12 protein-coding genes are annotated in these 12,311 nt (G+C 72.1%); 9 read left to right on the forward strand and 3 right to left on the reverse strand.

Annotated elements, in window-relative coordinates; genetic code table 11:
* Positions 1-34 precede the first annotated feature (34 nt).
* Both ACH45E_RS26055 and ACH45E_RS26060 read right to left on the reverse strand, forming a co-directional pair.
* Positions 35-805: a DeoR/GlpR family DNA-binding transcription regulator gene (locus tag ACH45E_RS26055; RefSeq protein WP_361440124.1), complete on the reverse strand. Its 771-nt coding sequence runs from the start codon at positions 803-805 to the stop codon at positions 35-37.
* A gap of 259 nt (positions 806-1,064) precedes the next feature.
* Positions 1,065-1,874, reverse strand: a complete 810-nt coding sequence (locus tag ACH45E_RS26060; RefSeq protein WP_361440127.1) for an NAD(P)-dependent oxidoreductase — start codon at positions 1,872-1,874, stop codon at positions 1,065-1,067.
* A gap of 233 nt (positions 1,875-2,107) precedes the next feature.
* Between ACH45E_RS26060 and ACH45E_RS26065 the strand changes: the two genes are divergently transcribed.
* Positions 2,108-3,049, forward strand: a complete 942-nt coding sequence (locus tag ACH45E_RS26065; RefSeq protein ID WP_361440130.1) for a 5-dehydro-4-deoxyglucarate dehydratase — start codon at positions 2,108-2,110, stop codon at positions 3,047-3,049.
* Positions 3,046-4,206 carry a hypothetical protein gene (locus ACH45E_RS26070; protein WP_361440133.1) on the forward strand — a complete coding sequence of 387 codons (1,161 nt, stop codon included), beginning with the start codon at positions 3,046-3,048 and terminating at the stop codon, positions 4,204-4,206. Before ACH45E_RS26065 ends, ACH45E_RS26070 begins: the two co-directional genes overlap by 4 nt.
* On the opposite strand, the gene ACH45E_RS26075 is transcribed toward ACH45E_RS26070, so the two are convergent.
* The gene (locus tag ACH45E_RS26075; RefSeq protein WP_361440136.1) at positions 4,149-5,375 is read right to left on the reverse strand and encodes an MFS transporter; all 1,227 of its coding nucleotides are present in this window, start codon (positions 5,373-5,375) and stop codon (positions 4,149-4,151) included. The genes ACH45E_RS26070 and ACH45E_RS26075 overlap by 58 nt on opposite strands.
* A 139-nt stretch (positions 5,376-5,514) precedes the next feature.
* Between ACH45E_RS26075 and ACH45E_RS26080 the strand changes: the two genes are divergently transcribed.
* The 7 genes from ACH45E_RS26080 (at position 5,515) to ACH45E_RS26110 (ending at position 12,297) form a co-directional block, all read left to right on the forward strand.
* Positions 5,515-6,111 carry a TIGR03086 family metal-binding protein gene (locus ACH45E_RS26080; protein WP_361440139.1) on the forward strand — a complete coding sequence of 199 codons (597 nt, stop codon included), beginning with the start codon at positions 5,515-5,517 and terminating at the stop codon, positions 6,109-6,111.
* Positions 6,112-6,145: 34 nt separating this feature from the next.
* The gene (locus ACH45E_RS26085; RefSeq protein WP_361440142.1) at positions 6,146-6,898 is read left to right on the forward strand and encodes an MBL fold metallo-hydrolase; all 753 of its coding nucleotides are present in this window, start codon (positions 6,146-6,148) and stop codon (positions 6,896-6,898) included.
* A 177-nt stretch (positions 6,899-7,075) separates the two neighbouring features.
* Positions 7,076-7,732, forward strand: coding sequence for a GntR family transcriptional regulator (locus tag ACH45E_RS26090; RefSeq protein WP_361440145.1), 657 nt, complete (start codon positions 7,076-7,078; stop codon positions 7,730-7,732).
* A complete protein-coding gene (locus ACH45E_RS26095; RefSeq protein ID WP_361440148.1) occupies positions 7,729-8,637 on the forward strand; it encodes a dihydrodipicolinate synthase family protein in 909 nt (302 codons plus the stop codon). The genes ACH45E_RS26090 and ACH45E_RS26095 overlap by 4 nt, the downstream gene beginning before the upstream one ends.
* On the forward strand, positions 8,625-10,355 hold the full coding sequence (gene araD / locus ACH45E_RS26100) for an L-arabinonate dehydratase (protein WP_361440151.1): 1,731 nt from the start codon (positions 8,625-8,627) through the stop codon (positions 10,353-10,355). Before ACH45E_RS26095 ends, araD begins: the two co-directional genes overlap by 13 nt.
* A gap of 119 nt (positions 10,356-10,474) precedes the next feature.
* Positions 10,475-11,410 carry a sugar ABC transporter permease gene (locus ACH45E_RS26105; RefSeq protein WP_361440154.1) on the forward strand — a complete coding sequence of 312 codons (936 nt, stop codon included), beginning with the start codon at positions 10,475-10,477 and terminating at the stop codon, positions 11,408-11,410.
* Positions 11,407-12,297 (forward strand): carbohydrate ABC transporter permease, encoded by an 891-nt coding sequence (locus ACH45E_RS26110; protein ID WP_399041544.1) that lies wholly within the window; start codon positions 11,407-11,409, stop codon positions 12,295-12,297. The genes ACH45E_RS26105 and ACH45E_RS26110 overlap by 4 nt, the downstream gene beginning before the upstream one ends.
* Positions 12,298-12,311 lie beyond the last annotated feature (14 nt).

A 12,311-nucleotide genomic window follows, 5' to 3' on the forward strand; every position in this document is an offset into this window, starting at 1 on the left:
CGGATGGGTGAGTTGGAATTACAAACTCGGAGCTCTAAACCCGGATCACCTGTGGTCCGAGCAGGGCGTAGCGATGGGCCTCGGCCGCCGGAAGGAGCGTGCTCGTCACGATCGTCTCCAGGGCGGCGATCTCGGCGAACCTGCAGAAGCTGACCGCGCCGAACTTGGTGTGCACCCCCGCGAAGACGGTGCGCCGGGCGGCGCGGATCGCCTGGGCCTTCACCTCGCTGACCGCCGGGTCGGGAGTGGTCAGGCCGTGTTCGCGGGAGATGCCGTTGGCGCCGATGTAGGCGAGGTCGAGGACGAAACCGGCGAGCATCTTCGTCGTCCAGTGGTCGACGGTCGCCAGTGTGCCGGGGCGGACCCGGCCGCCGAGCAGCAGGACGGAGACGTTCTCGGCCTCGGCGAGCGCGCCGGCGACCGGCAGGGACGCGGTGACCACGGTCAGCGGCCGGTCCCCGGGCAGGTTCTCGGCGATGAGCTGCGGAGTGAAGCCCTCGTCGACGAAGACGGTCTCCGCGTCCCCGACCAGCTCGGCCGCGGCGGCCGCGATCCGGCGTTTCTCGGGTACGTGACTGGTGGCGCGGAAGGCGAGCGTCGTCTCGAACCCGGCGCTCTCCACCGGATAGGCGCCGCCGTGTGTGCGGCGCACCAGGCCGTGGTCCTCCAGGGCGCGCAGGTCGCGCCGGATGGTCTCCTTGGCCACGCCCAGCTCGTCGGCGAGCGCGGTGACGTCGACCGCGCCGGTGGCGCGCGCCGTCAGCACGATCTCGCGCTGGCGTTCCTCCGCCGTCCTGCCGTCCATCCTCCGCACCTCCCGCCGTGTGCCCGTTCGGGCCCCGTGAGGCCCATGAGGGAATTTGTACAGCGGGGTCCGGGCGCTGAACAGGCCTGTTGCCTGCCCGATACTGCCCGGGTGTGCCCGTTCCGCGTCGGGCGTGCCCGCCGCGGACCTGCGGGGCCGTGTGCCAGGGCGTGGGATCGGGCGGGGTCCGTGCCCGAACGCGGCGGCGGGCGGGCCCGTTCGGTGCCCGCCCGCCGCCGTGCGGGTCGTTCTGAGCCGGTCAGTACGGCCAGATCGGCGGGTCGCTCACGAAGGGGCCGCCGAGGTGGGTGTGGGCCGGGTTCTCCGGGTCCAGTTCGCCGTGCTCGGCGATGAGCTTCTCCGCGTACGGCTCGGAGTCGTCCTGGGGGTCGTAGCCGAGCGCCCGCGCGGTGGTCAGGTCCCACCACAGGCGCGTGTTGGCGGAGGAGCCGTGGACGACGGTGTGGCCGACCTCCTCGGCGGTCAGGGCCGCGTGGAAGAGACGGGCGCCGTCGGCAGGGCTCATCCACACCGAGAGCATGCGCACATTGGTCGGCTCGGGGAAGCAGGAGCCGATGCGCACGGAGACGGTCTCCAGGCCGTGCTTGTCCCAGTAGAGCTGCGCGAGGTCCTCGCCGAAGGACTTGGACAGGCCGTAGAAGGTGTCCGGGCGGCGCGGGGTGTCGATCGGGATCAGCGGGTCGCCCTCGCGAGGGGCCGGGGTGAAGCCCACCGCGTGGTTGGAGGAGGCGAAGACGATGCGTGGCACGCCCTCCTGGCGGGCCGCCTCGTAGAGGTTGTAGGTGCCCTCGATGTTCGCCCGGAGGATTTTCTCGAAGGGCGCCTCCAGGGAGATGCCCGCGAGGTGCAGGATCGCGTCGACGCCCCGGACGGCCTCGCGCAGCGCCTCCTTGTCGGCGAGGTCGGCGACGATCGCCTCGGGCGCGTCCTCGATGGGGCGCATGTCGAGCAGGCGCAGCTCGTAGCCGTACTGCGGGAGCAGGCCGCGCATCAGGGTGCCGAGCCCGCCTGCGGCGCCGGTGAGCAGAACGGTGCGGGGTGCGGGCATCCTGGGTCTCCTTGGCTCGGGCGGCGCGTCCACGTCCGGTTACCTGTCCGTCATTCACATTCATGGACACGTTAGGGAGAGGCTCCGCACCGGGTCAAGTGTGCCGTGGAGTGCGGAAATCCGCTCGCGTGTTGCGCATTTGCGTGCTTGACCCGCGTTGAGTGGGGCCCTTAGCGTGGCAGTGTTCAGAAATATAGACGCCGATCAGAAGTATGCACCGACAGGGAGAGCCCGTGACGCCAGCCCCTCTCGCCGCTCGTCTCAGCGACCCCCGGGGGCCGCTGTTCTTCCCCGTCACCGCGTACGGTCCGGACGGTTCGATCGACCTCGACGTCTACCGCACGCACGTGCGCGGGGGCGTCGACGCCGGGGCCGCCGCCGTGTTCGCCTGCTGTGGCACCGGCGAGTTCCACGCCCTGCTGCCCGAGGAGTTCGAGGCCTGCGTACGGGCGGCCGTCGAGGCGGCCGAGGGGCGCGTACCGGTCATCGCGGGCGCCGGATACGGCACCGCGCTCGCCGTGCGCTACGCGGCGCTGGCCCGGGCGGCCGGGGCCGACGGCCTGCTCGCCATGCCGCCGTACCTGGTCGTCCCCGGCCAGGAGGGCCTGCTGCGCCACTACCGGCAGGTCGCCGCGGCCACCGAGCTGCCCGTGATCGTCTACCAGCGCGACAACGCGGTGTTCACCCCCGAGACCGCCGTCGAGCTGGCCCGCACCGAGGGGATCATCGGCTTCAAGGACGGCCTGGGCGACCTGGACCTGATGCAGCGGATCGTCAGCGCCGTCCGCACCGAGGCCCCCGGCGACTTCCTGTACTTCAACGGCCTGCCCACCGCCGAGCAGACCCAGCTCGCCTACCGCGGCATCGGCATCCGCCTGTACTCCTCCGCCGTGTTCTGCTTCGCGCCCGAGATCGCCCTCGCCTTCCACCGGGCCCTGGAGACGGGCGACCAGGAAACCGCCCACCGCCTGCTGGACGGTTTCTACCGCCCGTTCGTCGAGCTGCGCGCCCAGGGCCGCGGCTACGCCGTCGCCCTCGTCAAGGCGGGCGTACGGCTGCGCGGCCTGGACGTGGGTGAGGTGCGGCCCCCGCTGCACGAGCCGACCGAGGACCATGTCAAGCAGCTCGCTCAGCTGATCGAGCGCGGTTACGCACTGATCGAGGAGGACGCGTGAAGGCGTCGACGTTCGTCTACCCGTGGGACGTCAACGGGGACCCGCGGGCCCCCGCACGGATCGCCGGACTCGGCGTGGCGCAGGTGACCCTCGCCGCCGCCTACCACTCCACGCGCGCGCTGACCCCCCGCCATCCCCGCCACCGCATCGTCACCGCCGAACACGCGGCCGTGCTCTACCCGCCGGGCGACCACTGGACCGGCCGCACCCCGAGCCCCTACCCGGCCGGCGACTGGGCCCCCGGCGACGCCTTCGGCGAGGCCGCCGACGCCCTCGCGGCGGCCGGCCTGGAGGTGCACACCTGGGTGGTACTCGCGCACAACTCCCGGCTCGGCGCCGAACACCCCACCACCTCCGTCGTCAACGCCTACGGCGACCGCTACCCCTGGGCGCCCTGCATCGCCCAGCCCGCCACGCGCGCGTACCTCGTCGGCCTGGCCGCCGAGGCCGCCGTACGCCCCGGGGCACGTGGCACGGAGCTGGAGTCCCTCGGCTGGTACGGGCTGCAGCACCTGCACGCCCACGACAAGACCTCCGGCGTAGGCCTCGGGGAGGCCGGCCACTACCTGATGGCGCTGTGCTTCTGCCCCGCCTGCCGCGCGGGCTACGCCGTGGAGGGCCTGGACGCCGACGAGCTGGCGGCCTCCGTACGGGCCGCGCTGGAACCCCTGTGGCAGGGCGCCACGGACGACGCCGGGGGCTGGGCGGGCGTGGAGAAGCTCCTCGGCGAGGAGACGGCGGCCGCCACGCGCGCGTGGCGCGACCGGACCGCCCGCACGCTCCAGGAGGACGCGGTCGCCGCCGTCCGCGCCGCCGCGCCCGAGGGCTTCCAGGTGCTGCTGCACGCGGACCCCGTCTCCTACCACTGCGGCGCCAACCCGGGGGTGGACCCCGCGCACATCCTGTCCGTCGCGGACGGCGTGGTCGTCCCCTGCGCGGACGGCCCCGGCCTGCTGACCCCGTTCGCCGAACAGGGCCGCGAGGGCGCCGTGATCGCCGCCAACCTCCCCGTGGTCTCCGGCATGGGCGGCAGCCCCGGCACCCTCGCCGCGGACGCGACGCGGGCGCGGGAGCGAGGGGCGACGGAGATCCGGCTCTATCACGCCGGGTTGGCGTCGGACGGCGACCTGTCGGCGGTGCGGGAGGCACTGCGCTGAGCCACTGACCCGGCGGTGGCGAGCAGCGCGCCGCCGAGGAGCGCCAGCAGCAGCCGGTGGTCGACGAGTCCGACGAGAGCGGCCCCGGCGGTCAGGCCGACCACATTGGGTGTGAACATCAGGGTGCCGGCGGTCGCGGTCGCCCGCCCCAGCGCGTCGGCCGGGATCTCGCGCTGTACGGCGGTGTAGGCGGCGATCAGCACACAGGGCAGTCCGAGCCCGCCCGCCGCGCTGCCCGCCAGCACCACCGCGTCGTACGGCACCGCCCGCGCGGCCACCGCGACCGCCGTCAGCGCGATGCCGTACGCCGCGAACCGGCGCTCACCGAGCCGCCGCAGCGCGGGCCCGGACACCAGGCCGACCGCGACCGAGCCGACGCCCTGGACGGCGTACATCACGCCCGTGTAGGCGGGGGAGCGGCCGAGGGCGTCCACGACGGCGTAGTTCAGGCTGCTGCCGAGCGAGGTGAGGCACATGGTCGTCCCGCCGGCCAGGACGAGCGGGCGGAGCGTGGTGTGCGCCCACAGACTCCGGGCGCCTTCGGAGGTCTGCCGCCACCAGGTGCCGCCGGCCGGCGAAGGGCGTTCCTCACGGACCCGGAGCAGGGCGCACAGTCCCGCCGCCAGCACGAAGGTGCCGGCGTCCAGCATCGCCACGCTCGGCCCGCCGTACGCCGTGTACAGCGCGGCGCCGGTCAGCGGGGCGAGAAGCTTCATGCCCTCGCGGGCGGTCATCCGCAGTCCGTTGAAGTCGCCGAGCAGCGCGGGGTCGACGGCGGCGGCGACGAGGGCGGAGTTGGCCGCGTCCTCGACGACGCCTGCCGCGCCGTAGCAGACGAGGACGGTGAGGAGCAGCGGGACCCAGGCGGGGGAGTCGACCGTCCGCAGGGGGAGCAGGAGCCCGGCGAGGCCGAGGTTGACGCAGATCAGCAGGGGTTTGCGGCGGACCCGGTCGGCGAGGGTGCCGAGGGCGGGGCCGGCGAGGGTGGGGGCCCAGAGGGCGGCGGTGCACAGGGCGGCGAGGCCGTTGGATCCCGTGAGGTCCTTGACCCAGACGCCCGACACGAGCCAGAGCGCGGAACTGCCGAAGCCGGACACCACGACGCCGGTGAGGTAGAGGGCCGCGTTGCGGTCCCGGAGTAGGCGGATCACGGTCCAGGAGGTGGTCATGCCTGGTCATCGTGGGTCTAAGGCCTGCCCGGCAGCATCGGGCAGGTGCCCTAAAAAGACCTCCGGCCCACCGATGAGTTTCCCGGCGCCGCCCGGTCCACCCTCCGTACCGGTACCGCACGCCCGAAGGAGCAGGACCATGACCGACACGATCCTCGACCTCGGCCCGCAGGCCCGAGCCGTGGCGCTGCTCGCCGAGAGGGTGACCGACGAGCAGCTCCCGGCCGCCACGCCGTGCCCGGACCTCGCCGTGCGCAATCTGCTGGGTCACCTCGTGGGTCTCGCCGCCGCCTTCCGCGACGCCGCCCGAAAGGACCTGGGCGCCACCACCGACACCAGCCCGGACGCCGCCGTGCCGGACATCGGCCCCGGCTGGCGCGGGGAACTGCCCAAGGTGCTCGACGAACTCGCCGAGGCCTGGCGCGACCCGGCCGCCTGGACCGGCATGACCCGGGCGGGCGGCGTGGACCTGCCCGGCGCGGTCGCGGCGGCCGTCGCCGTCGACGAACTGGTCATCCACGGCTGGGACCTGGCCCGAGCCACCGGCCAGGAGTACAGCCCCGACCCGGCCGCGCTGGACGCCTCGTACGGCTTCCTCCGCGCGGCGGCCGACGACCCGGGCCGCGGCGCCATCTTCGGCCCGGTCGTCCCCGTCCCGGCCGACGCACCGCTGCTGGACCGGGCGGTGGGGCTGAGCGGACGCGACCCGGGGTGGACGACGAATGCCGTGAACTGAGTCAGGACGGTACGGCGGCACGTACTCTCCTGGCGTGCCCCTCACCCTCACCGTCCTCGGCACCGCCTCCCCGCACCCGGGTCCCGGCCGCCCCTGCTCCGGATACCTGCTGCGCGGCGGGGGCGCCGAGGTGTGGGTGGACGCCGGGCCCGGGACCTTCGCGGAATTGCAGCGGCACACGGACCCGGCACGGCTGACGGCGATCTGGATCTCACACCTGCACGCCGACCACAGCGCCGACCTGATCGCCGCCGCCTACGCCTTCGCCTTCGGCGGACTCACCCCGCCCGCGCCGATCCCGGTGTACGCGCCGCAGGACTGCGCCCGCCGCCTGGCGGGCTTCTTCGGCCGGTCGGATGTGAAAGGGCTGAGCCACGTCCTGGACTTCCGCCCCCTGTACGACGAGCACACCGTCCGGCACTGGAACCTCCGCCTCACCGCCCGCGCCGTCGTCCATGACACCGAGGCGTACGGGCTGCGCGCCGAGTGCCAGGGGAGCGTCCTGGCGTACTCCGGGGACAGCGGCCCCTGTGCCGCGCTGGGCGAACTCGCCGTCCACGCGGACCTGTTCCTGTGCGAGGCGGACATCGACGAGCATCGCGAAGGCGAACAGGTCCATCTGACACCGGAGGACGCGGGGCGTGTCGCCCGGGAGGCGGGTGTGGGGGAGTTGCTGATCACCCATGTCGGACCGGCGCTCGGCCGCGAGACCGCGACCGCGCGTGCCGCCGTGATCGCCGGCCGGCCCACCGACACCGCCCGCGAGGGCGAGACACGAACCGTCTGACCCTCCTGCCCTCCCGCCCTTCATCCTTCTGCCCCTCCTGCCTCGGCAACCTCAACTTCCTTTGTCAGAAGCATTGACGAAACCCATGGCCCCTCCTACCTTCATCGCGTCGTACTTCGTACGTCATATATGAGACGCGATACGCGAGATCAGATACGCGACACCCGAGAGGCGCGCATGACCTCTGTGCCCACGCCGATCCCGTCCCGCACGCAGTTCGTGCTGGAGGGGATCAAACACCGCATCCTCACCGGGCAGCTGACGCCCGGCCAGGCCCTGGTCGAGACGGAGCTCGCCGCGCAGTTCGGGGTGTCCAAGACCCCGGTGCGCGAGGCGCTCAAGACACTGGCCGGGACCGGGCTGGTGGTGATGAGCCAGTACAAGGGCGTCACCGTGCGCATGGTGGACGCGGACATGGCGAGCGAGGTCTACGACGTCCGGCTGCTGCTCGAACCGGAGGCCCTCAGGCGTGCCGTGCGCCGGGGCGCCTCCCTCGACGCCGCCCGGGACGCCCTGCGGCGGGCCGACGCGGCCGGCGACACCGCCGAACGCTCGCTGGCCAACCGGGAGTTCCACCGCGCGCTGTACCTGCCCTGCGGCAATCCGCTGCTCGGCCGGATGCTCGACGAGGTCCGCGACCAGGCCGCCCTGGTCTCGGCCGTCGCCTGGGCCGCCGACCCGTCCTGGGAGCGGGAGGCCGACGAGCACCGGGAGATCCTCCGCCTCGCCCTGGAGGGCGAGGCGGACGGTGCGGCGGCCGCCCTGCGCGCGCACATCGCGTCGTTCGTGCGGCGCGCGTTCCCCCACGCCCAGGAAGAGGAAGGTCAGGAATGAGCGCGACGTTCGAGACCCAACGGGCCGCCCTGGCCGACGTGGTGGCGATCCCGGTGACTCCGTTCACCGCGGACGGCGGCGTCGACCGGGACACCCACCGGGCCCTGCTGCGTCGCCTGCTCGACGGCGGCATCACCACACTCACCCCCAACGGCAACACCGGCGAGTTCTACGCCCTCGCCCCCGAAGAGCGCCGTCTCGTCACGGAACTGACCCTGGCGGAGGCCGGGGAGCGCGCCGTCGTCCTGGTGGGCGTCGGGCACGACGTGCCGACCGCCGTGGCCTCCGCACGGCACGCCCGCGAGCACGGCGCGGCGATGGTGATGGTCCACCAGCCGGTCCACCCGTACGTCTCCCAGTCCGGCTGGGTCGACTACCACCGCGCCATCGCCGAGGCCGTGCCCGAGCTGGGCGTGGTCCCGTACATCCGCAACGCCCAGCTCACCGGCGCCCGCCTCGCCGAACTCGCCGACGCCTGCCCGAACGTGATCGGCGTCAAGTACGCGGTGCCGGACGCGGCCCGGTTCGCCGCCTTCGCCCGTGACGCGGGCCTGGACCGCTTCGTGTGGGTGGCGGGCCTGGCCGAGCCGTACGCACCCTCGTACTTCTCCGCGGGCGCCACCGGCTTCACCTCAGGGCTGGTGAACGTCGCCCCGGCCGTTTCGCTGAACATGATTGAAGCGCTTCGATCCGGTGACTTCCCGGCCGCGATGAAGGTCTGGGAGCAGATCCGCCGCTTCGAGGAGCTGCGCGCCGCCAACGGTTCCGCCAACAACGTCACCGTCGTCAAGGAGGCGCTGGCCTCCCTCGGGCTGTGCCGCCGCGACGTCCGCCCGCCCAGCAGGCCGCTGCCCGAGGACGAACGCGCCGAGGTCGCCGCCATAGCCGCCGGGTGGGCCCTGTGAAGAAGCCGGAAGAGCTCAGAAGCCACCAGTGGTACGGCACCGACGGACTGCGCTCCTTCAGCCACCGGGCCCGCACCCGCCAGCTCGGCTATCTGCCCGAGGAGCACCTGGGCAAGCCCGTCATCGCGATCCTCAACACCTGGTCCGACATCAATCCTTGTCATGTGCATCTAAGGGATCGGGCGCAGGCCGTGAAGCGCGGCGTGTGGCAGGCGGGCGGCTTCCCCCTGGAGTTCCCGGTCTCCACCCTCAGCGAGACCTTCCAGAAGCCGACCCCCATGCTCTACCGCAACATGCTCTCCATGGAGACCGAGGAGCTGCTGCGGTCCTACCCGGTCGACGGCGCCGTCCTCATGGGCGGCTGCGACAAGTCCACCCCCGCCCTGCTCATGGGCGCCGCGAGCGTCGACCTGCCCACCGTCTTCGTGCCCGCCGGGCCCATGCTGCCGGGGCACTGGCGGGGCGAGGTGCTCGGCTCCGGCACCGACATGTGGAAGTACTGGGACGACAAGCGCGCCGGCCTCATCGGCGACTGCGAGATGACCGAGCTGGAGAGCGGCCTCGCCCGCTCGCCCGGCCACTGCATGACCATGGGCACGGCCTCCACCCTGACCGCCGCCGCCGAGGCGCTCGGTGTGACCGTGCCGGGCGCGTCCAGCATCCCCGCCGTGGACTCCGGGCACGACCGGATGGCCGCCGCCTCCGGTCTGCGCATCGTCGAACTGGTCCACAAGGACCGCAAGCTCTCCCACATCCTCACCCGTGAGGCCTTCGAGGACGCGGTGACCACGGTCCTCGGTCTCGGCGGTTCGACCAACGCCGTCATCCATCTGATCGCCATGGCCGGACGCGCCGGGATCCGCCTCACCCTCGACGACTTCGACCGCATCGCCCGCACGGTCCCGGTCCTGGCGAACGTCCGCCCCGGCGGACGGACGTACCTCATGGAGGACTTCCACTTCGCCGGCGGCCTCCCTGGATTCCTCTCCCGGATCACCGACCTGCTCCACCTCGACCGGCCGACCGTCTCCCACGATTCGCTGCGTGAGCAGCTCGCCGGCGCCCAGGTGCACGACGACGACGTCATCCGGCCCCGGCACAACCCGGTGGCCGACGAGGGCGGGGTCGCGGTACTGCGCGGCAACCTCTGCCCGGACGGCGCGGTCATCAAGCACATCGCCGCCGAACCCCATCTGCTCAAGCACACGGGGCCCGCGGTCGTCTTCGACGACTACCGGACGATGCAGCGGACCATCAACGACCCCGCCCTCGGCATCACCGCCGACAGCGTGCTCGTGCTGCGGGGCGCCGGCCCCAAGGGCGGCCCGGGCATGCCCGAGTACGGCATGCTCCCGATCCCGGACCACCTGCTCAAGCAGGGCGTGCGCGACATGGTGCGGATCTCCGACGCCCGGATGAGCGGGACGAGTTACGGCGCCTGCGTGCTGCACGTGGCCCCGGAGTCGTACATCGGCGGCCCGCTCGCGCTGGCCCGCACCGGCGACTCCATCACTCTCGACGTCGAGGCCCGCACCCTGCAACTCAACGTGGACGACGAGGAGCTGGACCGGCGCAGGGCGCAGTGGACGCCGCCGCCCACGCGCTACGAGCGCGGTTACGGCGCTCTCTACAACGACCAGATCACCCAGGCCGACACCGGCTGCGACTTCGAGTTCCTCGCCCGCCCCGGCAAGGTCGCGGACCCCTACGCGGGCTGACCCGCGCACCCGGGGCCCGCCCCGGCCCCGCACACGCATGCACACGGAGAAAGCGCTTCACCCGCTTCACCCGCTTCATCCGCACGAGACCGCACGACGCACCAGAACGGAGAACAGTCATGGCCCAAGCCGCTGCCGTGGCGAAACCGCCCGCGCCACCCCGGCGACGCCGTGCCTCCGCGACGCCGCGCAGGCTCCCGTACCTGCTGATCGCCCCGGCGGTCCTGCTCATGCTGGGCTTCATCGCCTACCCGGTCCTCAGCGTCTTCTACTACAGCCTGCAGAACTACAACCCCACCAAGCCGTGGCGGAACGGATTCGCGGGCTTCGACAACTTCACCCAGGCCTTCGCCCACGACCCCCAGTTCTGGGACACGCTCACCTTCAGCGCGAAGTGGGTGGTCGTCGAGGTCGGACTCCAGCTGCTCTGCGGTCTCGCCCTCGCCCTGATCGTCAACCAGACCTTCGCCGGACGGGCCCTGGGCCGGGCGCTGGTCTTCTCCCCGTGGGCGGTCTCCGGCGTGCTGACCTCCGCGATCTGGGTGCTGCTCTACAACTCCCAGACGGGCATCACCCGTTACCTCGCCGACGCGGGCATCGGCTCGTACGGGACCAGCTGGCTCTCGGACACCTCCACCGTGTTCCCGGCGGCGGTGGTCGCCGACCTGTGGCGCGGGGTCCCGTTCTTCGCGATCCTCATCCTCGCCGACCTCCAGTCCGTCTCCAAGGACCTGTACGAGGCGGCCGAGGTGGACGGCGCGAGCCGCCTGAAGCAGTTCTGGCACATCACGCTGCCGCACCTGAAGGACGCCATCGTCCTGTCCACGCTGCTGCGGGCGGTGTGGGAGTTCAACAACGTCGACCTGCTCTACACCCTCACCGGCGGCGGCCCCGCGGGGGAGACCACGACCCTCCCGCTCTACATCGCCAACACCAGCGTCGACGCCCACAACTTCGGCTACGCGTCCGCCCTCACCACGGTGGCGTTCGTGATCCTGCTCTTCTGCTCGATCGCCTATCTGCGACTGAGCAAGTTCGGAGGCGACGAGAAGTGATCACCGAGATCGCCCCCGCCCAGGAGAAGCGCGTGGCCCCCGACCCCTCCCGAGCGCGCCGCGGCAGGCGCCGCGCCTGGGACGAGGCCCCGCGCTGGCAGATCTACCTGCCCCTGTCCATCTACCTGCTCTTCACCCTGATCCCCTTCTACTGGATCCTCCTCTTCGCCCTCCGCCCGGCCGGCTCCACCTCGCTGGTGCCCTGGCCGGTCACCTTCGAGCACTTCCAGAAGGTGTGGAGCGAGCGGAGCTTCGGCACCTACTTCACCAACAGCGTGTACGTCGGCATCGCCACCCTGATCCTGACGACCGTGGTCGCGCTGGCCGGCGGCTACGCCCTGGCCCGCTTCGACTTCCGGCTCAAGCGCGCCTTCATGCTGGCCCTGCTGTGCTCCCAGTTCGTGCCGGGCGCGCTGCTGCTGGTGCCGCTGTTCCAGATCTTCGCCAAGCTCCAGATGATCAACTCGCTCGGCAGCGTGATCCTCGCCGAGACCGTCTTCCAGCTGCCGCTGTCGATGATCCTGATCAGCGGCTTCATCCGGAACGTGCCGTACTCCCTGGAGGAGGCCGCCTGGGTGGACGGCTGCAACCGCTTCGCCGCCTTCCGCATCGTCGTCCTGCCGCTGCTGCGGCCCGGGTTGATCGCCGTCGGCTCCTTCGCCTTCGTGCACGCCTGGAACCACTTCCTGTTCGCCCTGATGTTCCTGTCCGACCAGAGCAAGCAGACCATCCCCGTCGGCCTCAACACCCTGATGAGCTCCGACAGCGTGGACCTGGGCGCCCTGGCGGCGGGCGGCATCATCGCGGCCGTACCGGTGGTGATCGTGTTCGCCTTCATCCAGAAGTGGCTGATCACCGGCTTCAGCGCGGGGGCGGTGAAGGGATGAGGACCCATGGCCTG

It is taken from the genome of Streptomyces sp. NPDC020299 (genome assembly GCF_044387825.1).
In the GTDB taxonomy this organism is placed as follows: domain Bacteria; phylum Actinomycetota; class Actinomycetes; order Streptomycetales; family Streptomycetaceae; genus Streptomyces.

Coding starts and splice junctions, on each gene's coding strand:
- ACH45E_RS26105 (WP_361440154.1), top strand. CDS start 10,475: ATGGCCCAAGCCGCTGCCGTGGCGAAACCGCCCGCGCCACCCCGGCGA.
- ACH45E_RS26095 (WP_361440148.1), top strand. CDS start 7,729: ATGAGCGCGACGTTCGAGACCCAACGGGCCGCCCTGGCCGACGTGGTG.
- ACH45E_RS26090 (WP_361440145.1), top strand. CDS start 7,076: ATGACCTCTGTGCCCACGCCGATCCCGTCCCGCACGCAGTTCGTGCTG.
- ACH45E_RS26075 (WP_361440136.1), bottom strand. CDS start 5,375: ATGACCACCTCCTGGACCGTGATCCGCCTACTCCGGGACCGCAACGCG.
- ACH45E_RS26055 (WP_361440124.1), bottom strand. CDS start 805: ATGGACGGCAGGACGGCGGAGGAACGCCAGCGCGAGATCGTGCTGACG.
- ACH45E_RS26080 (WP_361440139.1), top strand. CDS start 5,515: ATGACCGACACGATCCTCGACCTCGGCCCGCAGGCCCGAGCCGTGGCG.
- ACH45E_RS26060 (WP_361440127.1), bottom strand. CDS start 1,874: ATGCCCGCACCCCGCACCGTTCTGCTCACCGGCGCCGCAGGCGGGCTC.